We start from the raw sequence: 22,866 nt of genomic DNA, 5'->3' as shown, positions 1-22,866 counted from the left end.
GCATTTATTTAACAATACCTTAAGAAAGTGATAGAATTCGCCACGCATTTTTTGCCTAATTTCGCTCGTTCAATGGTAGGAATGAAGCCAAGTTGGGCAAAAGTGCGGTTAATTTTTATAGAATTTTAAATGAACACGTCACCTTTCGTATGGGTGACCACTGTATAAGGAAAAAACAATGCCAATTATTACTTTACCTGACGGTTCCCAACGTCAATTCGATCGTCCTGTTTCTGTTCTTGAAGTCGCACAAGATATTGGTGCGGGTCTTGCTAAAGCCACTATCGCAGGCCGTGTAAACGGAGAACGTCGCAATGCGTGCGATGTTATTGAGCAAGATGCAACATTAGAAATTATTACTGCAAAAGATGAAGACGGTTTAGAGATTATCCGCCATTCTTGTGCTCACTTGCTCGGACACGCTATTAAACAATTATTCCCAGATGTAAAAATGGCAATTGGTCCAACTATTGAAAACGGCTTCTATTATGATGTAGATTTAGATCGCTCTTTAACCCAAGAAGATATTGATGCAATCGAAAAACGTATGTTGGAATTGGCAAAAACAAATTATGACGTCGTGAAAAAACGTGTTACTTGGCAAGAAGCGCGTGATACCTTTGAAAAACGCGGCGAGCCATACAAAATGGCAATTTTAGATGAAAACATTGAACGTACTGCAACGCCTGCGTTATATCATCACTTAGAATATATTGATATGTGCCGTGGACCACACGTGCCAAATATGCGTTTCTGTCAGCATTTCAAATTACAAAAAGTCGCTGGTGCGTACTGGCGTGGCGACAGCAAAAACAAAATGTTACAACGTATCTATGGTACAGCTTGGGCGGATAAAAAACAACTTGCTGAATATTTAACACGCTTAGAAGAAGCGGCAAAACGCGATCACCGTAAAATTGGTAAAGCATTAGATTTATATCATATGCAAGAAGAAGCACCAGGTATGGTGTTCTGGCACAATGATGGCTGGACAATTTTCCGTGAACTTGAAACCTTCGTGCGTACTAAATTAAAACAATACGATTACCAAGAAGTGAAAGGCCCATTTATGATGGATCGCGTATTATGGGAAAAAACAGGTCACTGGCAAAATTACGCAGATTTAATGTTTACCACTCAATCTGAAAACCGTGAATATGCAATTAAACCGATGAACTGCCCAGGTCACGTTCAAATTTTTAATCAAGGTTTAAAATCTTACCGTGATTTACCAATCCGTATGGCGGAATTTGGTTCTTGCCATCGTAATGAACCATCAGGTTCTTTGCACGGTTTAATGCGTGTTCGTGGCTTTACTCAAGATGATGCTCACATTTTCTGTACTGAAGATCAAATTGAGAGTGAAGTAACTAGCTGTATCAAAATGGTGTACGACATTTATAGCACCTTTGGTTTCACTAATATCGCAGTAAAACTTTCTACTCGCCCTGAAAATCGTATCGGTTCAGATGAAATGTGGGATCGTGCGGAAGCAGGTCTTGCAGCAGCATTAGCGCACAACGGTCTTGAATATGAAATTCAAGAAGGTGAAGGCGCATTCTATGGTCCGAAAATTGAGTTTGCACTACGAGATTGTTTAGGTCGTGAATGGCAATGTGGTACCGTTCAATTAGACTTCGCATTACCAGGCCGTTTAGATGCAACTTATGTGGCAGAAGATAATAGCCGTAAAACCCCTGTCATGATTCACCGTGCGATTTTAGGTTCTATTGAGCGTTTCATTGGTATCATTACTGAAGAATATGCAGGTTTCTTCCCTGCATGGTTAGCCCCAACCCAAGCAGTTGTAATGAATATCACTGATAGCCAAGCTGACTATGTACAAAAAGTCGCGAAACAACTTTCTGATGTAGGTTTACGCGTGAAAACCGATTTACGTAACGAAAAAGTGGGCTTTAAAATTCGTGAGCATACTTTACGCCGTGTGCCTTATATGCTCGTTTGTGGCGATAAAGAAATCGCAGAAGGCAAAGTTGCTGTACGTACCCGTAAAGGTGCTGATTTAGGCACATTTACAGTGGAAGAATTTGCGGAAATCTTGAAAAATCAAGTAAGAAGCCGTGAATTAAAGTTATTGAATGAAGAGTAATACTTTTCGAAAATAACCAATATAATTTATTGTTTCAACAGTGATTTTAATTTAACGGTGATCGTTTAAGCGATCACCGTTTTTTTATCTATTTCATATCTATTGAGATTTAATTTATTTTCTAATAAGAAGATGCTTTTAATATGCTGACAAATCTGCCTGATTTTTTTAGGGCTTTTTGCGCCAACGCATCTATTGTGGCTTTTGTCGCTAACTGATCTAAATGTTGATAGGTATAAATGGCATCTGGATTATCTTGTTGCCAGTAACTTTCTTCAATAATTGAAGCAATTGAAACTAAAGAATCAAATTCACGTCGAATCTGAGTATGTTGTTCCGCTAGTTTTTTACGTAATAAGTTTTCATCAATGCCATTTTTTACAATGTCATCTAGTACCTGATTTGTAAGATGCGTAAGTTCCTCTATGCGCTTAGGGTCGCAACTAAATTCAATTTTTCCCTCAATTTGTGGTGCATAAACATCTTGCATAAACCAACTATTTACAGAATAAATACCAGAAACTTTTTCACGTAGAATTAAGCGTAATTTTTCTTGCACAATATCCGCAAGAATATTGAATAAATATTTTTGTTCCGCTCGCCAAGTATTATCTGCGGTAAGGTATATTTCTACATCAGCTCTCGGTTCTTTCAAACCATTCATCATAAATGATTGAGTTGGTGTATGAATAATAGTCGGGACAAAATGGCGGATCTGAGTTTTTGATTCAATAGAAGCTAAATAACGTTCTGCCAATTTCTTTACTTGATTAAGTTCAATATCGCCAATAATAAAATAGGTAAAATCTGTTTTATCTAAAATATAACGTTGATAAGCGTTATTTAATTGGTTTTTATTAAATGCTAATTGCTGTGCTTGTTTTTGAGTATAGACGGTTTCAATATTTGGAAAACGTAGTTTTGAAACGGCTTGCATAAATTGTGTTTCTAAATCAATCTGTTTGAAATAATCACGGGTTTCACGTCGATATTTTTCTAAGGCAAGATCAGATATGGGGGATGAACGTAATTTTAAGCGGAACAATGTCAGTAAATTTTCCAAATCCTTAGGTTTAGATACACCAGTAAAGCCTTGTTTATCATCATCAATCACAGTTGCAATTACCAATGGATCGCGCGAAAAAATTTGATTAACCGCAGAAAGAGAAAGTTCTCCAACACCTGTTTCATCAACTACACTAACGGCAGCACGTAATAAGTGATAGTCCTTATTTGGGATAGAACGTAAACCACCTTGAGTAACAGCACGAAAATGTACTTGATTTGGAGTTTTGTCACTATAGTGATAGATCAATTTACTTCCATTACTTAAACGAAATTCATAAATATCGCCACGATCCCAATATTTTTCTTGAGAAAGTGAGCCTGTGTTAAATGTTAAGTGCGGTAATTTTTCGATTTGTTTTTTTTCATCCCATTGGTGTTGTTGCATTTCCATTGCATTGTTCCAACGAGTTTCTATTTCTGCAACATCAAAAGGCAAGGCTTTTTGTGGCAAAGGTTGAGTGATTAATAATAATTTTGCTTTTAATGCTAAGGTTTGATTTAACGTGCGTTGTAAATCAGCTAATGTAATTTGAGATAAAAAATGTTTATTGAGTTCATAACGATCATTTACGCTCAATACCACTTGCTTATTTGCCACAGAAGTAATGAGATCATCGGCAATTTTTAAGCTACCAGAACGAATATTTAATTGTTTTTCATTGAGTTGAGTTAAGCGTTTAATTTCGCCGTTTAATTCATTTTGAGTAAAACCTTGTTGTTTTATACTGGCAATAAAGGCAAATAATTTATCTATCGTTTTTGAATATTGTGTATCTATAAGCTGGAGAGAAAAAATGCTTTGTAGTGTTTCTTTACCTAAATGAGTGCGATAAAAATTTGCAGAATCTACGCCATTTTCTGTTTCCTTTTCCCATTGCTGTAAACGTAAGTTAAGCAATCGAGTGGTAATTTGCTGAATTAATTCCTGTTTATAACTCGCTAATGTATTGGTTTCAATTGTATTTTCAAAAAAACTTAATTCAATACTCGGAATTGTTGTGCCTTGTTCAGAAATAGAATCTAATCGCCATTTGTTGATAAGAGGAATATTAAAATCAATTTTTTCCAATGTTGTTTTAGTAATTGGGTTTTCTTGAGATAGGTTTTGTTTTAATAGTTTTACTACTTGTTTTGTATCAATATCGCCTACAATAATTACTGACATATTATCTGGTCGATACCATTTGTGGTAAAAATCAGCGACGCGTTTAGCTGAAATTGTTTTAATAATATCCATATCTCCAATAGGATCACGCAACACATAACGAGAACCCGCCATTTCAATAGCACTTTTCTTATTGCCAATACGTAGCATTGGGCTTAAACGTCTCCGCCATTCTTCTTGTACTACGCCACGTTCGCCATCCACATCTTTAGGCAAAAAAGTAATATTATTCATCCATTCATTGATGACATCAAACGCCAATTCTAATTTTTGCTGATTGTTGCTATCTAAATTTAAAGTATAGACTGTATTTTCAAAATCGGTGAAAGCATTAATATCTCGCGCAAATTTCATTCCAAGTTTTTCTAACGCATTAATAATTTGATTTTCTGGATATTTCTTTGAGCCATTAAATGCCATATGTTCAACTAAATGAGCAATGCCTTTTTGATCGTCATCTTCGTGCATAGATCCAGCATTGATCACTAATCGAATATAAACGCGTTCTTTAGGTTCAGTATTTTTTAATACAAAATATTGCAGACCATTTGATAGTTTACCGTGCTGAATATTTGGATCAAAAGGTAAATTATTATTGGGCGATAGTTCCAATGATTGACAAGCAATTAGTGAAAAGATAAGTAAAAAAAGTGCGGTTGTTTTTTTCATTATTTTACCTAGAAAAAAAGAAAACTCTACGCTAAGTAAAAATAAGCGTAGAGTAGGGCTGGAGGATGTTTCAAAAGCCCACAAGCCCTATACATTGAAGATAATTAGAATTGATAGCCAACTTCTAGCCAAAATTCACGCCCAGGCGTATAAACACCATATTCATCGCTAGTGGAAATAGTAGTGACTTTATTTTTACGTGTTTTATTGAGCACATTTAAAATATCTACTTGCAAATAGACACTATGTTTACCGCGAATGGTGGGTTGCCAACGGATACTACTGTCCCATTGTGTATGTCTGCCATAGTGATAGCTACGATAGCGTGGGGTGTCATCATCGTTATCGCTGTTAATCAAATCATAACGACGAATTGGTGCTTTCATATACACTTTATTTGACCAAGTAATATCGTAATCTGGTATCGTCATATCAATACCTAAACGAGCAATCCAATCTTCAGTGTTACTATTAACTTGTCGTAACATTTCACGATAAGTCATTAATTTACCATCTAAAGAAACAAGTTTATTTAGATCAAATTCTTCGCCATCGGCTCGTTTTGTATTTAACCAATCAAAACCGAGTGACGTAGTCCAATAAGTTTTACCTAATTTCCAAGGTTCAATATTATTAAGTTGGAAAGTATAAATATCAACACCAAAGTTATGACCATTAATATAGAAACTTTTTGTGCTTTCTTTCTTCAACATAATGCGATTCTTATTATCACGATGAATATAACCGAGTTTAAGTGCTAAATTACCCATATTTTGATCAAAACTTAAACTTAATTCATCTGCATAAGGGCTTTTTAGGGATGAAAAATTTTGATGCTGACGTGTTGAATCATCGTTAATCTTTAAGATTCTATTGGCTAATTTTAAAGAAGCAAAAGAACGACCGTAATAACGATTTAAACCTAGTGTAAATCCTGTATTATCCCAAGGGTGATAACGTGCAACAAAACGCGGAGCAATATTATTGTTTTTTAAATAATCATCACGTTCAATACGAATACCAGGACGCAATTCAAATTTATTCCATTTTATTAAATCTTCAGCATAAATAGCGATATTTTGATAACTGGTTTTAACACGACCTTTTGATGTTGTACTTTCTATCGGATTGAGACTCTCCATAGTCCCATCACTTTGCAAAGTAGATAATATTATTTTTGAATGAACATCTTGTGGACGATAGAATTGATATTTAGTTGCCTGATAAATTCCACCAATAGAAATAGAATGCTCCGTAGAAGCTAAATAAAAAGGATCCATTACATATTCAGTAGAAAAATGTAAATTATCCTGAATTAATTGACTATTGCCATATCCACCTTTTTCGAAATTATAAAGTGGATCATCATTTTCATCTGACACTGATGTTGTTTCAACACTATTCGAGGATGATTTACGTTTATCCTGAAAACGATCGTATGCTAAGGTATTTGTCCAAACGCCAGAGTTGAATGAATGTACCCAAGCAAGTGTTGATCCCAATGCTTGATGATAATCGCTTACGTTGTTATTTATATTTTCCTTGAAATATTTCAATTCCTTATAATTTGAATAACGTAAACCAAATTCAATACGTTCTTTTTCTTGCGGTGTCCAATTGAAATTTAATAAAAGATTATCGGAAAGTCGTTGATGATTTTGTTTGTCTAGTTGTGCTTTATTATTGGCATCTTTATCAAAGCCAATTAAACGATTTTGTTCAATAGATGATGTTCTACGGCTATAGCCAAAAACCATTCCTAAATTATCATTTAGCCTTTTTTCAGCCAAAATATTGAATGTTTGTTTATTGTATTTAGGTTGTAACTCTGCCACTCCGACATCATCTGGACGTACCAACTTCAGTATTTTTTGTACTGAGTCTCCAGCTTCCATTTTTGCCCAAGAGGAATTTGTCGTGCGATATTTAAGTTTTATGCTATCAGTGCCGCTATATTGTTTTGTTTTAGCGATAACGGCACCACCCATAAATCCCCCTAAGCTAGCAGAAATATTACTATCTTGTACTTCCACTTTAGAAAGCATAGTCGCATCAAAAAAATAAGCTTGAGTGTGACTAATTCCTGGCACAACTTGCATAGAACCGTCAAAAACACTGCTATCAATAGCAAGATCATTATTTATATTGACATTATCAACAAAGTAGGCGGTTTGATTTGGATCGGCGCCGTTAATTGAAATATTTTCAGGCTTGATTTCACCACGTTGAAAACCATTTTGGTCGCTATTTTCATAACGAATATGGGGATTGGAACGAAGATAATCAGTGATGTTACCGTTTGATGTAGGCGTTTTACTTATCTCGTCAGAAGAGAGTGTTTTAACGGAAGAAAGCGATTTATTATTGTCGCCATAAACAACGATTTCGGGCAATATATTTTTATTGGTTGTTTCAATAGTTTTCCCCATAACAAATGGACTGACAAATGTTGAGCAGAATAACAACATTAATGGCTTTTTTTGATACATAGTATAGTTCCCTAAAATAAAAATACAAATAAGAATGATTATCATTGTATTTTTAAAATTTATGAATGCAAGGGGAATTCGACTTAAAATAGGTATCAAATAAATAAAAACCGCACTTTAAAAGTGCGGTTATATTCAATTCTGTTTGTATGGAAGAAATTATTCTACGCCAACCATTACAGAAGTTGCTTTGATGATTGCGTATGCTTCTTTACCAACTTCTAAGTTTAATTCTTTAACTGCTGCTAAAGATACAGTAGAAGAAAGCACGTTACCGCCACCGATATCGATGTGAACGATTGCATTTACTGAACCGTTTTCGATTGAAACAACTTTACCTTTTAATTGGTTTCTAGCACTAATTTTCATAATATTTCCTTGTTAGTTAGGGTTTAAAAGAGCCTGTATTTTATCTTACAAAAACAAGTCGTAAATAAACCCAGAGTTTAAAACTTTCAGAAAATTGACCGCACTTTTATAGGCATTTTGCAGGTTTCGGCAAGCCTGCTAATTTTGTGGCTTGTTTTGCTGGGCCTTCAGGAAATAAGCGTTGCAAATAACGGCTGTTACCTTTATCCGCACCAAGCTTTTCCGCCATGGCTTTTACCAACATACGGATGGCTGGGGAGGTGTTATATTCTTGATAAAAGTTTCGCACAAAATAAATTACTTCCCAATGTGCATCAGTTAATTCAATATTTTCTAACTGTGCAATAGCTTGAGCGACATCTTCGTTCCATTGTTGGCTATGGAGCAAATAACCGTCTTTGTCAGTTTCAACTTCAATTCCAATTCCATTGATATTCAACATATTAATTTACTTCTTTAAAGTTAATCATTTCCTTGTTTGAAAAATCGGTTTGATCTTCGTCCTCAAATTGCATTGGCGTGATTCGTTCTTCATCAAATGCGGTATCGCCTTCAATGCCATCAATTAGTTGCCCATGTTTGATGCCTTTGAAATCAAATAATTTCGGATCACACATATGTGACAATGTAATGTTTTGCATTGCGCTAAACATAGTTTCTAAACGTCCTGGATATTGACGATCCCAAGTATTAAGCATTTCTTTTACGACTTGGCGTTGAAGATTTGGTTGTGAGCCACATAGGTTACAAGGAATAATCGGAAATTCTTTCGCGATGGCATATTTTTCAATATCTTTTTCTTTGCAATAAGCAAGCGGACGAATCACAATTTGTTTACCATCGTCAGAAATCAATTTAGGTGGCATGGATTTCATTTTGCCGCCATAAAACATATTTAAAAATAGTGTCGCTAACATATCGTCTCGGTGGTGCCCTAAAGCGATTTTGGTCGCCCCCAGTTCTGTGGCGGTACGATATAAAATTCCACGGCGTAGACGAGAGCAGAGTGAACAAGTGGTTTTTCCTTCTGGAATTTTTTCTTTCACAATTCCGTAAGTATTTTCTTGTACGATTTTGTAATCTACGCCAATGCTTTCTAAATATTCAGGTAATACGTGTTCTGGAAACCCTGGTTGTTTTTGATCAAGATTCACCGCAACAATATCAAATTTAATTGGTGCACTTTGCTGTAAATTCAATAAAATATCGAGAAGCGTATAACTGTCTTTGCCTCCAGATAAACACACCATGACTTTATCGCCATCTTCAATCATACCACAATCTGCAATGGCGTTGCCTACATTACGGCGAAGACGTTTTTGTAATTTATTGAAATTATAGGTTTGTTTTTTTTCTTGTTGGGCTAACTGGGTTAATTCGCTCATTCTGTTATCTTTAGTTATTCATGAAAGGCGCACATTATACGTGAAAAATAGGAAAAGTGCGGTCAATTCAAAAGAAGATTTTTAAGATCCGCAAAAAATCCTGTATAATCTTTCCAATTTTTTGTTCAATTTTAACGCTTTGCAATTCAATGATTGAAACATCCCAAACTATTCCTGAACTCGTCTCTTGGGCAAAAGATCGCGAGTTTTCTTTGAATTTACCCACCGAGCGCTTGGTTTTTCTACTGGCGATTGCAATTTATAACAACGAACGTTTAGACGGCGAAATGTTAGAAGCTGATCTTGTGGATATTTTCCGCCACACGATGAATGCTTTTGAGCAATCCACGGATGCCATTGCAACACGAGCGAATAATGCAATTAATGAATTAGTGAAACAACGTTTGTTAAATCGTTTTAGTAGCGAATTTACTGAGGGTTTGGCGATTTATCGTTTAACGCCATTAGGTGTTGGCGTGTCTGATTATTACATTCGTCAGCGTGAATTTTCCGCATTGCGTCTTTCTGTACAGCTTTCCATTGTGGCAGATGAAATTCAACGTGCTTCTGATTCAGCAGAAGAGGGCGTGGAGAATAACGAAAACGAACATTATTGGCGTCGTAATGTGTTTGCGCCATTAAAATATTCCGTGGCAGAAATTTTTGATAGCATCGATCTTTCACAACGCATTATGGATGAAAACCAGCAAAGTATTAAAGATGAAATTGCAGAGCTTCTTACTAAAGATTGGCAAGCGGCAATTTCAAGCTGTGAACGTTTATTAGATGAAACATCAGGTAATTTACGCGAATTGCAAGATACGCTAAACGCCGCAGGCGATAAATTGCAAGCACAATTATTACGTATTCAAGATTGTGTGATTGGACGAGATGATTTGTATTTTATCGATCAATTAATTACCGATTTACAATCTAAACTTGACCGAATTATTAGCTGGGGACAACAAGCCATAGACTTATGGATTGGTTATGACCGCCATGTGCATAAATTTATTCGTACAGCCATTGATATGGATAAAAATCGCGTGTTTTCACAACGTTTACGTAATTCTATTCATCATTATTTTGAGCATCCTTGGTTCTTATGGACAGCGCAAGCCGAGCGTTTAGTCGATCTACGCGATGAAGAAATGGTGTTGCGTGAAGATGATGCTTTAGGTGAATTGCCAGAAGAATTGCAATACGAATCCCTTTCTGATTTACACGATCAAATTGTAGAGCATATGCAAGGCTTACTGATTGCTTATCGTGAAAATAACCGTCCGATTGATTTGAGTTTAGTGTTAAAAGAACAACTGGAAAATTATCCACTTTCTCGTCATTTTGATGTGGCTAGAATCATTGTTGATCAAGCAGTGCGTCTTGGTATGGCGAATGATGATTTATCGGGTATTTATCCAGATTGGCAAGCAATTAATAAACGTGGCGCAGAAGTGCAAGCGCATGTGATTGATAAGTATTGATTTCGTGGCTTATTAAAAAACGAATTTATAAAATGAGAAATTAACCATGACAGATATTCAAGATGTAATTTCCCCAAAACTCGCTGTGGCGATTGCAAATCCAATATTTCCAGCGGTAGATAGTCTATTGCGCTCGGGTCGCCATATCAGCACGGAGCATTTAGATAATCACGCATTTTTAATGGATTTCCAAAATGAATTAGACGGATTTTATCGTCGCTATAACGTGGAACTAATTCGTGCGCCAGAAGGATTTTTCTATCTCCGCCCGAAAGCAACGACATTAATTGCGCGTTCAGTACTTTCTGAGTTGGAAATGCTTGTTGGTAAAGTGCTTTGTTATCTTTATTTAAGCCCAGAACGTTTAGCTCAACAGGGCATTTTTAGTACGCAAGAAGTGTATGATGAATTATTAAATCTTGCTGATGAAGGAAAATTATTAAAAGCAGTTAATCAGCGTTCAAGTGGTTCTGACTTAGATAAACAAAAATTGGCAGAAAAAGTGCGGGCAGCAATTGGTCGTTTACGTCGTTTAGGTATGATTCAAACCGTTGGCGAACAAAATAGTGGGAAATTTACGATTTCTGAATCTGTATTTCGTTTTGGTGCAGAAGTGCGTAGCGGAGATGATCCATTAGAGGCGCAAGCTCGACTGATTCGTGATGGGGAAGCGGCAACACCAGAATCCTTAGCGTTGGAAAAACAAGTGCGATTAATGGAAAACGATACGGAAAGTGCGGATGAAATTGACGAAGAATTTGACGGAGAACAAGAATAATGTCTGATGTTTTTGAATTAGAAAATGAAATCGAATTAGAGAGCGATGAAGTCATTATGGAAAATGAAAACGTCGAAGAAATCGTTGAAACCCTAATGCCTTTTAGCATGACGGCAAACGATGGTGTAGAGCGTGGTAAATTCCGTTCTTTAACCTTAATTAACTGGAATGGTTTTTTTGCGCGTACTTTCGATTTAGATGAATTAGTTACCACACTTTCTGGGGGTAACGGTGCTGGTAAATCAACCACAATGGCTGGATTTGTGACCGCATTAATTCCAGATTTAACCCTTTTACATTTCCGTAATACAACAGAAGCTGGCTCTACAGGCGGTTCTCGAGATAAAGGTTTACATGGTAAATTGCGTCCAGGTGTTTGTTACGCGGTATTAGACACCATTAACTCACGTCATCAACGTATTCTTGTCGGTGTGCGTCTGCAGCAAATTGCGGGTCGTGATAAAAAGGTTGATTTAAAAACGTTTTCAATTCAAGGCGTCGAATTATCTCAAAATCCAACCGCACTTTTCACAGAAACCGTGGGCGAACGTCAAGCACGCGTCCTTAATTTAAACGAACTCAAAGATAAAATTGAAAATATCGGTGCGCAATTTAAACAATATCATTCCATCACCGATTATCACGGTATGATGTTCGATTTAGGTATTATTCCGAAACGTTTACGTTCAGCATCAGATCGAAGCAAATTCTATAAACTTATCGAAGCGTCTTTATACGGCGGTATTTCCAGTGCAATCACACGCTCTTTACGTGACTATTTATTGCCAGAAAATTTAGGTGTGCGCAAAGCTTTCCAAGATATGGAAAGTGCATTGCGTGAGAACCGTATGACTTTAGAGGCGATTAAGGTCACGCAATCAGATCGCGATTTATTCAAACATTTAATTACTGAAACCACCAATTATGTTGCTTCGGATTATATGCGTAATGCGAATGAACGCCGTGGCAATATTGAGGCTGCATTAGAATCTCGTCGTGAGTGGTATAAAGCAAAAGCAGAGCAGAATTTATCCCAACATCGTTTAGTTAATTTAAGTCGAGAAGCGGCTGAATTGGCAGAAAGTGAACGGACTTTAGAAGTTGATCACCAAAGTGCGGTTGATCATCTTAATTTAGTGTTAAATGCTTTGCGTCACCAAGAAAAAATTATGCGTTATCAAGAAGATATTACAGAACTCACCGAGCGTTTAGAAGAACAAAAAATGGTGGTTGAAGATGCGAATGATGCATTAGAAGAAAGCCAAGCCCAATTTGAGCAAACTGAAATTGAAATTGACGCTGTACGATCCCAATTAGCTGACTATCAACAAGCATTAGATGCCCAACAAACTCGCGCACTTCAATATCAACAAGCTATTGCAGCCCTTGAAAAAGCGAAAACATTATGCGGTTTAGCGGATTTAAGTGTTAAAAATGTAGAAGATTATCACGCAGAATTTGAAGCTCACGCTGAAAGTTTAACGGAAACTGTGCTTGAACTCGAGCACAAAATGTCTATTTCTGAAGCGGCAAAATCTCAGTTCGATAAAGCGTATCAATTAGTATGCAAAATTGCGGGTGAAATACCTCGTTCTTCAGCCTGGGAAAGTGCCAAAGAATTATTACGTGAATATCCAAGCCAAAAATTGCAGGCACAACAAACGCCACAACTTCGCACAAAATTACATGAACTTGAGCAACGTTATGCACAACAACAAAGTGCGGTCAAATTACTTAATGATTTTAATCAACGTGCTAATTTAAGTTTACAAACAGCAGAAGAATTAGAGGATTATCACGCCGAGCAAGAAGCGTTAATTGAAGATATTTCAGCAAGACTTTCAGAACAAGTGGAGAACCGTTCTACGCTTCGTCAAAAACGTGAAAATTTAACCGCACTTTATGATGAAAATGCGCGTAAAGCCCCAGCATGGCTGACGGCTCAAGCTGCATTAGAACGTTTAGAGCAACAAAGTGGCGAGAGGTTTGAACATAGCCAAGATGTGATGAACTTTATGCAATCACAACTTGTGAAAGAACGTGAACTCACGATGCAACGTGATCAACTTGAACAAAAACGTTTGCAATTAGATGAACAAATTTCTCGTTTAAGTCAGCCAGATGGTTCAGAAGATCCACGATTAAATATGCTGGCAGAACGTTTTGGTGGAGTACTGCTTTCAGAGCTTTACGATGATGTAACCATTGAAGATGCGCCTTATTTCTCCGCACTTTACGGGCCTGCGTGTCATGCTATTGTTGTGCGTGATCTCAATGCCGTGCGTGAACAACTTGCGCAATTAGAAGATTGCCCCGATGATTTGTATTTAATTGAAGGCGATCCTACCGCATTTGACGATAGCGTATTATCCGCACAAGAACTTGAGCTGGGTGTTGTCGTGCAAGTTTCAGATCGTGAATTACGCTATTCAAGATTCCCTGAAATCCCGTTATTTGGGCGTGCAGCACGTGAAAAACGTTTAGAAGAATTGCAAATTGAACGTGATGAAGTGGCAGAACAACATGCCCAAATTGCGTTTGATGTACAAAAATGCCAACGTTTACACGAACATTTCAGCCAATTTGTTGGGCTGCATTTGGCGTTAGCGTTCCAGCCAAATCCAGAAGAGTTAATGTCTGAAATTAATCGCGAACGCAATGAAATTGATCGTGAATTAAACCAATTTAATAGCGGCGAACAACAATTACGCATTCAATTAGATAATGCAAAAGAAAAACTGCAGTTACTCAACAAGTTAATTCCGCAACTCAATGTATTAGCTGATGAAGATTTAATTGATCGTATTGAAGAATGTCGTGAGCAATTAGATATTGCAGAGCAAGATGAATATTTTATTCGTCAGTATGGCGTAACGTTGTCACAATTAGAGTCGATTGCAAATAGTTTACAAAGTGATCCAGAAAATTACGAAGGCTTAAAAAATGAATTAACTCAAGCGATTGAGCGTCAAAAACAAGTTCAACAACGTGTATTTGCATTAGCTGATGTTGTACAACGTAAACAGCATTTTGGTTATGAAGATGCAGGGCAGGCTGAAACTTCTGAACTAAACGAAAAACTTCGTCAACGTTTAGAACAAATGCAAGCACAGCGAGATACGCAACGTGAGCAAGTTCGTCAAAAACAAAGTCAATTTGCTGAATATAATCGCGTATTGATTCAGTTACAAAGTTCTTACGATAGTAAATATCAACTCTTAAATGAATTGATTGGTGAAATTAGCGAGCTTGGCGTAAGAGCTGATGATGGTGCTGAAGAACGCGCGCGTATCCGTCGTGATGAATTACATCAACAACTTTCAACGAGCCGTCAGCGTCGTTCTTATGTAGAAAAACAACTCACATTAATTGAAAGCGAAGCGGACAACTTAAATCGTCTAATCCGCAAAACTGAACGTGATTACAAAACTCAACGTGAATTAGTTGTAGCAGCGAAAGTGAGTTGGTGTGTGGTTTTACGTTTATCACGTAATTCTGATATGGAAAAACGCCTCAATCGCCGAGAGCTCGCTTATTTATCTGCAGATGAGTTACGTTCAATGTCAGATAAAGCATTAGGTGCATTGCGTACAGCAGTGGCGGATAATGAATATTTACGTGATAGCCTAAGAGTGTCTGAAGATAGTCGCAAACCTGAAAATAAAGTGCGGTTCTTTATTGCGGTATATCAGCATCTACGTGAACGTATTCGCCAAGACATTATTAAAACGGATGATCCAATTGATGCCATTGAACAAATGGAAATTGAGCTTTCTCGTTTAACGGCTGAATTAACTGGCCGTGAGAAAAAATTGGCAATCAGCTCTGAAAGTGTTGCAAATATTATGCGTAAAACGATTCAGCGTGAACAAAATCGTATTCGTATGCTTAACCAAGGCTTACAAAACATTGCGTTTGGTCAGGTAAAATCTGTTCGTTTAGTAGTGAATATTCGTGATACCCATGCCATGTTGCTGGATGCACTTTCTGGTCAGCAAAATGAATATCAAGATTTATTCAACGATAATCGCATCACTTTTTCTGAAGCTATGGCGAAGCTCTATCAACGCATTAATCCACATATTGATATGGGACAACGCACAGCGCAAACAATTGGTGAAGAATTGTTAGATTACCGTAATTATCTTGAGCTTGAAGTGGAAGTATTCCGTGGTGCTGATGGCTGGTTACGTGCAGAAAGTGGCGCACTTTCTACTGGTGAAGCTATCGGTACAGGTATGTCAATTCTCTTAATGGTTGTTCAAAGTTGGGAAGAAGAAAGCCGTCGAATTCGTGGTAAAGATATTGTGCCTTGTCGCTTGTTGTTCTTAGATGAAGCGGCGCGTTTAGATGGTAAATCTATTTCTACCTTATTCGAACTTTGCGAACGTTTAGATATGCAGTTGCTTATCGCTGCACCTGAAAATATCAGCCCGGAAAAAGGCACCACTTATAAACTCGTGCGTAAAATCGCAGGCAACCAAGAGCACGTACACGTTGTTGGTTTACGCGGATTCGGTGCGACAGATTAAAAAATAGAAGGGAAGTGCGGTTGAAAATTTCGGTGTTTTTGACCGCACTTAAGCCTTTAAGGAAGGAATAATGAAAATCTTTACATCAAAAAAAGGACAATTATCACAGCTGAAGCAGCAAAAATTTAAGCTGGAAAAGGATATTCAGCGTTTATTTGAAGAAAATCTTACCTTATTAAGTGGCTATATTTTTATTCGTTCGGAATTTCCTATTAAAAATTCACGTATTGATACCTTAGCTTTTGATCCTGAAACTCAAGCCTTTGTCATTATTGAATATAAAAGACAACAAAATTCTAGTGTGGTTGATCAAGGGATTTCTTATCTTAATTTGATGCTTGAATATAAAGCTGATTTTATTGTGGAATATAATGAAAAGCAAAAATTCCCACTTAAAAGAAATGATGTGGATTGGTCACAATCTAAGGTGATTTTTGTTTCACCTGCTTTTAATGATTTCCAAATTCAAGCCACGAATTTTAAAGATTTACCTATTGAATTATGGGAAGTTAATCGCTTTGATAATGATATTATTACGCTCAATATTATTAATAAATTAAAATCAGCACCTAATATTAAAGCAGTTTCTAATGAAAAGAGAGAGGAGCTCTCAATATTAAAAGAAATAAAAGTTTATCAAGAATCTGATCACTTAGCTGATAAAACTGATTTTATTCAGGAATTATATGAGTCATTTAGGCAAGCAATTTTAAACTTAGATCAAAATATAGAAATTAATGTACGTAAACTTTACATTGCATTTAAAAAAGATCGAAATATTGCAGATATTCGTATTCAACAAAAGAATTTAAAAATTTGGATTAATCTTCCTTATGGAGAATTAGATGATCCTAAAAATTTAGCCAAAAATGTATCTAATACTGGTCACTGGGGAAATGGAGATTATGAAATTGCTGTTGAAAGTACCCAATATCTTGAATACGTTATGAGTTTAATTAAACAAGCTATTAAGGATTAAAAATGCACAATCTTATTCTTGCCATTCTTTGCAGCGTAGCAGTTTCAGTTTTACTGAAAATTGCCCGTAAAAAAAATATCATTATTGAACAAGCTATCGCATTCAACTACATTACAGCCATCACTTTCAGTTATTTCTTACTTAAACCTGATTTTAAAGGCTTAGAGTTTACTGATTACATTGCACAAAGCGAAAATTCACCCATTTTTTTAGCACTAGGTTTATTGCTACCTAGCGTATTTATTATTATGTCAAAAGCAGTGGAGTTTGCTGGAATTGTACGTTCAGATGCAGCGCAACGTCTTTCGTTATTTCTTCCCATTTTAGCAGCGTTTTTAATTTTTCATGAAACACTAAGCCAATCTAAAATCATTGGCGTTGTATTAGCCTTTATTGGTTTGTTTTGTTTATTAACTAAGCCAACTCAAGGGCAAAGTGCGGTGAATTTTAAAGGTTTTTTAGGATTAATCGGCGTCTGGTTTGGTTACGGCATCATTGATATTTTATTCAAACAAGTGGCGAAAAGCGGCGGCGCATTCCCTGCAACATTGTTTATTTCTTTCTCGCTGGCAGCCTGCGTTATGTTTATCTATTTATTCTTAAAACGTGCCCAATGGACATCATCAAGTGTAATTGGCGGCATCGTTTTAGGTGTATTGAATTTCTTTAATATTTTATTCTATATAAAAGCACATCAAAGTTTTGCTGGAAATCCAACGCTTGTTTTCGCTGGAATGAACATTGGCGTGATTTGTTTAGGCACGATAACTGGCGCATTAGTTTTTAAAGAAAGAATTAGCAAGCTAAATTGGCTAGGCATTATTTTCAGTTTATCAGCTATTTTTTGCCTATATTATTTAGATAAAATTATTGCGTAAAAGAGAGTAGTCATGGCAAAAGATTTCAGCTTTTTTATTTACGATTATGAAAGTTTTGGTGTAAATCCAGCAACAGATCGTCCTGCGCAATTTGCGGGTATTCGTACAGATGCTGATTTTAATATCATTGGTAAACCAATAATGTTTTATTGTAAACAAACCAACGATTATTTACCGGCTCCTGAAGCGGTAATGGTAACAGGAATTACACCACAAGAATGTAATGAAAAGGGGCTTTCAGAGCCTGAATTCGCCGCAAATATCTTAGCAGAATTTTCCCAACCCAATACTTGTGTCATGGGTTATAACAATATTCGCTATGATGATGAAATGACGCGTTATACGTTTTATCGTAATTTCATTGATCCTTATGAATACAGCTGGAAAAATGGGAATTCACGCTGGGATTTGTTAGATTTAGTACGAGCTTGTTATGCCCTGCGTCCAGAAGGAATTAATTGGGCTTATGACGATGATGGAATGCCAAGTTTCCGCTTAGAAAAACTCACTAAAGCAAATGGTATTGAGCATGAAAATGCTCACGATGCCATGGCGGATGTATATGCAACTATTGCTATGGCGAAATTAATTAAAGAAAAACAACCTAAATTATTCCAATATTTCTTTGAAAATCGCGGTAAAAAAGAAATCGAAAAATTAGTTGATATAGGAGCGATGACACCTTTAGTGCATGTTTCTGGAATGCTAGGGAATTATCGTGGAAATTGCACTTGGGTTGCACCTTTATCTTGGCATCCGACAAATCAAAATGCATTAATTGTGTGTGATTTAACTGGCGATATCGATAATTTATTAGCCAAAAGTGCGGATGAATTACGGACAGATTTATATACCAAAAAATCTGAATTAGAAGAAAGAGGAGTTTCATCCGTTCCGTTAAAACTTGTGCATATTAATAAATGTCCTATTTTAGCACCAGCTAAAACTTTGTTACCAGAAACAGCAAATCGATTGGGTATTGATCGACAATTATGCTTGGATAATCTTGCAAAATTACGAGCATCTTTTGATATTCGTGAAAAAGTGGCGGATATTTTTAATGAAGAACGTCAATTTGCATCGAATGATAATGTAGAAACTGAGTTATACAATGGCTTTTTTAGCAATGCTGATAAAAATAATATGGCTATTTTACGTAGTTTACCTGCAGAAAAATTATCTGAACATGGTTTAGCTTTTGAAGATAAACGTATCCTTGAATTATTGTTCCATTATCGTGCTCGCCACTTTTATAAAACCCTCACACGCGCTGAACAAATTAAATGGCAAAAATACCGACAGAATAAACTTGAAAAAAGTGCGGTAGAGTTTCAATCAGGTTTACAACGTTTAGCCGAGGAACATTCAGATAATTCTGAAAAACTATCTTTGCTACAACAAGTATATGAATATGGTATAAAATTACTAGGTTAGTCGATACGTTGTCACATTTTTTAGAAGAGCACGTTTTAATAAAAACGTGCTTTTTTTTGTTGTTTTTCAGGGAAGAAAATATCCAAGAAATTCTCCAGATTTTACGTAGCGTAATCACATAGATTTAAGCTTATTTCACTTTACATTTCCTTTACATTTCAATTCATCCGTTCAATAACTCTATAAAATGACGCGTTACAACGTGTTATCTAGCCTTATTTTGTCTTGTTTTGCTAGTACCTGTGACTTGTGCATAACTGTGTGATTTATTTAATCCGTAGTTTCCGCTAACCTGATAACTGATTTCGCATAATGTATATTATGTTAAATTATAAAAATACAAAGTAACTTTAATTATAGGTTATAAAGAGATTATTTCTCCTCTCTTAATTAGTTATACTTAATCAAATAAGATGAACGAGTAAATTAATTTAGAGCCATACTATGACGTTTATTTACAGTGTTCGATTCATGGGTGTGAAAGTACTGCAGCATTTAAAGATTTATACTTGATTGATAAAGATTTAGGTGATTTAGCAACTGCTACATAATCTAAATAATAAGTTTAGATGGGTGAAAAACTACCAAGCTGTGTTTTTTATGTATCTAAGCTCTCCACTAGCCCACCATTTTCGATTTTCTGATGTGTTATTTACTACCGTGTCAGTTACTTGCAACGTGTACTTATCATTGAATTTCTTTATTATTTTTTGATATGACAAAGCGTTTAGGTATGATAAACGAAAAACTACTCCCCTTCGTTTCAGTACTTTCAATATTTAAATGAGAATGATATTGTAATAAAGTATGCTTCACAATAGCTAGTCCTAAACCACTTCCACCAGTTAAATGGCTACGAGATTCATCAACTCTATAAAAACGTTCTGTTAAATGTGGAATATGCTGTGGTGATATGCCAACACCATTATCTATCACGTTAAATTTAATACCCTGTTCACAAGTTTCCCATTGAATTTGAATATGACACTGTTTACCAGAATGCTTAATAGCATTATAAATTAAATTTGAAACGGCACTTCTTAGTTGAGATTCATTTCCAAAAATAATGATATTAGGCTGAATAATAAATTCAATGTGATGATTATAAGTATTTAATATATCTGTATCTTTTCTTAAAGAATTTATCATGGCTGACATATCAAATGTACGAAAATCCTTATCTGAAGTTGTTTCTATTTTTGCTAAAAAATTAAATTGTTGTAATAGATGTTCCATTCGTTGGCTTTGCTCTTGCATTGCAAAAATAGCCTTTTTTTGTAGAGGGTTCTGAATATTATTATCTGCAAGAATTTCTAAGTAACCTTGTAATACGGTTAATGGAGTACGTAGCTCGTGATTAATATTACTCAAGAATTTTTGGCGTGAATTAAGTAAATGAATCATATCTGTAATATCTCGAGCGATAACTAAAATCATATGAGAATTATAAGCGTGCGACTGCACCTCAATATAACGTTGATTATAAGTTAATAGTACTAACGGTCGTCTTTTTTTTTGACTGAAAAAATAATGTTTAAATTGTTCATAAAAAATAACATCAAAAATATTTTTCTGGACTTTTTTATTCCAACAAAAATCAAACATCTGTTGTGCAATTGAATTACACCAAGAAATATTACCATTATGCTGACAGATAATAATTGCATCTGGTAAATACTTAATATTTTTATTTATTTGAGATAACAAACGTAAACTTGCACATTTTTCTTTGTAAATTTGATGACGATGGTAGGCTTCAGTTTGAGAGAATGTTCCTAATTGTAATAAAGAGAATTTATTATCTTGCTTTAAATTGAGATATTTGAGTAAACGATATTCATTAATATGATGCCAAGCTAAAATTAATAAAAGTATTATTGCAAACCAAAGAATAAAATCAGAAGTAAATAAGGAAATAATGATTGCCAAATTTATTTCAACAATAAAATTCAATATTTTTTTCATTGTTTATCTCGTAAATAACTAGAAAATCGATAACCAGATCCTCTAACTGTTTGGATGTAATGTTCACATTGAAAAGGGGCTAAATTACGGCGTAAACGGCGAATATAGCTATCAACAGTGCGATATTCAACTTCTAGATCATTATGCCAAATACGATTTAACAATTGTTCTCTAGAATAAACTTTTTCAGGGTGCCTCATAAAAAAATGTAACAATTTAAATTCTGTACTACTTAAATTAATTTCCTGCTGTTGGAAAAACACTCTCTGAGCATTTTCATCAATGGAAAGTTCATCGATTTGTATAAATTGACTTTGTTGTTCATAAATTCTCCTCCATACTGCCTCAATGCGAGCTAATAAAATTTGAGGTGAAAAGGGTTTAGTGATGTAGTCATCAGCCCCTGCATTTAAACAGGCAATACAATCTTCTTCTGTACTTTTAGCTGTGAGCATAATAATGGGAATCGCAGCATAGCTTTCTTGCTTTTTAATATACTGTATAAATTGTATACCTGAACGACCAGGTAGCATCCAATCCAATAATATTAGTTTAGGATTTTCTTTTATCTTGTTTATCGCTGTTTTGAAATCGCTCGCTTCAATCACATCATAGTATTTTTGAGATAAAAACAGTGTGATCATTTCACGGATTGCACATTCATCTTCAACTATCAGAATTTTTCTCGTCATAATACTCCTTCATTTGATTTATGGCATAAAAGTGAAGTGAGAAATAATACATTCTCACCAAACTTTTACTTTTTAATAAGAGAGAGCTCAAAATAACTACCCCATTTTACCACGAATATAATCTTCTGTACGTTGTATCTTGGGTCTATCAAAAATTTGTTGTGTTTGACCAAATTCAACTAATTCACCCAAATACATAAATGCCGTATAGTCGGAGCAACGTGTAGCTTGTTGCATATTATGAGTTACTATAACCACAGTATAATCTTGTTTTAACTCCGTAATGAGTTCTTCAATTTTCATAGTCGAAATAGGATCTAATGCCGAACAAGGTTCATCTAACAACAACACACTAGGTTTAATAGCAATCCCTCGAGCAATGCACAAGCGTTGCTGTTGTCCGCCAGATAAACTATCTCCGCTTTTATGTAATTTATCTTTCACTTCATTCCAAAGAGCGGCCTTAGTCAATGCCCATTCTACTCGTTCATTCATCTTTTCTTTTGATAATTTTTCAAACAAACGAACACCGAATGCAATATTATCATAAATCGACATTGGAAATGGCGTTGGTTTTTGGAAAACCATACCAACTTTAGCACGAATCAGAGAAATATCCATCTTTGTTGTGAGTAAATTTTCACCGTCTAAATTAATTTCACCAGTAGCTTTTTGATTTGGATATAGTTCAAACATCCGATTAAAACTCCGCAATAAAGTAGATTTACCGCAACCTGAAGGACCAATAAAGGCGGTCACTTTATTCTTAGCGATACGTAAATTAATGTTTTTTAATGCATGAAAATCCTCATAGTAGAAATTTAGATTTTGCACAGCTATTTTGGTTTCTTGTAGACTAATCATATTGC

General features: G+C 35.5%; 15 protein-coding genes. 7 read left to right on the top strand and 8 right to left on the bottom strand.

The window, feature by feature from the left end; translation table 11 throughout:
- The first annotated feature begins 178 nt into the window (after positions 1-178).
- Positions 179-2,110, top strand: coding sequence for a threonine--tRNA ligase (gene thrS, locus HMPREF2813_RS08055; protein ID WP_014550735.1), 1,932 nt, complete (start codon positions 179-181; stop codon positions 2,108-2,110).
- 121 nt (positions 2,111-2,231) lie between these two features.
- Here thrS and HMPREF2813_RS08050 read toward each other — a convergent pair whose 3' ends face one another.
- From HMPREF2813_RS08050 to ttcA, 5 genes are all read right to left on the bottom strand, one after another.
- Entirely contained in the window at positions 2,232-5,012 is a 2,781-nt protein-coding gene (locus HMPREF2813_RS08050; protein WP_070647043.1) for a M16 family metallopeptidase, read from the bottom strand.
- 104 nt (positions 5,013-5,116) lie between these two features.
- Positions 5,117-7,441 carry a TonB-dependent receptor plug domain-containing protein gene (locus tag HMPREF2813_RS08045; protein ID WP_228840872.1) on the bottom strand — a complete coding sequence of 775 codons (2,325 nt, stop codon included), beginning with the start codon at positions 7,439-7,441 and terminating at the stop codon, positions 5,117-5,119.
- 219 nt (positions 7,442-7,660) lie between these two features.
- Positions 7,661-7,870, bottom strand: a complete 210-nt coding sequence (locus HMPREF2813_RS08040; protein WP_005631673.1) for a TOBE domain-containing protein — start codon at positions 7,868-7,870, stop codon at positions 7,661-7,663.
- Positions 7,871-7,976: 106 nt separating this feature from the next.
- Complete coding sequence (locus tag HMPREF2813_RS08035; protein ID WP_014550738.1) at positions 7,977-8,312, bottom strand: TusE/DsrC/DsvC family sulfur relay protein; 336 nt, start codon at positions 8,310-8,312, stop codon at positions 7,977-7,979.
- Between the two features lies 1 nt (position 8,313).
- On the bottom strand, positions 8,314-9,255 hold the full coding sequence (ttcA, locus tag HMPREF2813_RS08030) for a tRNA 2-thiocytidine(32) synthetase TtcA (protein ID WP_014550739.1): 942 nt from the start codon (positions 9,253-9,255) through the stop codon (positions 8,314-8,316).
- Positions 9,256-9,404: 149 nt separating this feature from the next.
- Here ttcA and mukF point away from each other — a divergent pair, with 149 nt between their 5' ends.
- The 6 genes from mukF (at position 9,405) to sbcB (ending at position 19,340) form a co-directional block, all read left to right on the top strand.
- On the top strand, positions 9,405-10,739 hold the full coding sequence (gene mukF, locus HMPREF2813_RS08025; protein ID WP_014550740.1) for a chromosome partition protein MukF: 1,335 nt from the start codon (positions 9,405-9,407) through the stop codon (positions 10,737-10,739).
- Positions 10,740-10,785: 46 nt separating this feature from the next.
- Positions 10,786-11,517, top strand: coding sequence for a chromosome partition protein MukE (mukE, locus tag HMPREF2813_RS08020; protein WP_014550741.1), 732 nt, complete (start codon positions 10,786-10,788; stop codon positions 11,515-11,517).
- Positions 11,517-16,049, top strand: a complete 4,533-nt coding sequence (gene mukB, locus HMPREF2813_RS08015; protein ID WP_014550742.1) for a chromosome partition protein MukB — start codon at positions 11,517-11,519, stop codon at positions 16,047-16,049. Before mukE ends, mukB begins: the two co-directional genes overlap by 1 nt.
- Before the next feature lie 70 nt (positions 16,050-16,119).
- On the top strand, positions 16,120-17,028 hold the full coding sequence (locus HMPREF2813_RS08010) for a DUF5655 domain-containing protein (protein ID WP_014550743.1): 909 nt from the start codon (positions 16,120-16,122) through the stop codon (positions 17,026-17,028).
- Between the two features lie 2 nt (positions 17,029-17,030).
- Positions 17,031-17,906: a hypothetical protein gene (locus tag HMPREF2813_RS08005; RefSeq protein WP_014550744.1), complete on the top strand. Its 876-nt coding sequence runs from the start codon at positions 17,031-17,033 to the stop codon at positions 17,904-17,906.
- Between the two features lie 12 nt (positions 17,907-17,918).
- Positions 17,919-19,340, top strand: a complete 1,422-nt coding sequence (sbcB, locus tag HMPREF2813_RS08000; protein ID WP_014550745.1) for an exodeoxyribonuclease I — start codon at positions 17,919-17,921, stop codon at positions 19,338-19,340.
- 687 nt (positions 19,341-20,027) lie between these two features.
- Here sbcB and phoR read toward each other — a convergent pair.
- The 3 genes from phoR to pstB all read right to left on the bottom strand — a co-directional run bounded on the left by phoR (position 20,028) and on the right by pstB (position 22,861).
- Positions 20,028-21,305 carry a phosphate regulon sensor histidine kinase PhoR gene (gene phoR / locus HMPREF2813_RS07995; RefSeq protein WP_011961930.1) on the bottom strand — a complete coding sequence of 426 codons (1,278 nt, stop codon included), beginning with the start codon at positions 21,303-21,305 and terminating at the stop codon, positions 20,028-20,030.
- Positions 21,302-21,997 (bottom strand): phosphate regulon transcriptional regulator PhoB, encoded by a 696-nt coding sequence (phoB, locus tag HMPREF2813_RS07990; RefSeq protein ID WP_006996031.1) that lies wholly within the window; start codon positions 21,995-21,997, stop codon positions 21,302-21,304. The genes phoR and phoB overlap by 4 nt, the downstream gene beginning before the upstream one ends.
- Before the next feature lie 96 nt (positions 21,998-22,093).
- The gene (gene pstB, locus HMPREF2813_RS07985; RefSeq protein WP_005650603.1) at positions 22,094-22,861 is read right to left on the bottom strand and encodes a phosphate ABC transporter ATP-binding protein PstB; all 768 of its coding nucleotides are present in this window, start codon (positions 22,859-22,861) and stop codon (positions 22,094-22,096) included.
- Positions 22,862-22,866 lie beyond the last annotated feature (5 nt).

It is taken from the genome of Haemophilus sp. HMSC066A11 (genome assembly GCF_001811665.1).
Classification (GTDB): Bacteria; Pseudomonadota; Gammaproteobacteria; order Enterobacterales; family Pasteurellaceae; genus Haemophilus; species Haemophilus influenzae.
The sequence above is the reverse complement of the archived record's forward strand: the minus strand, read 5'-3'. Positions and strand labels throughout refer to the sequence as shown.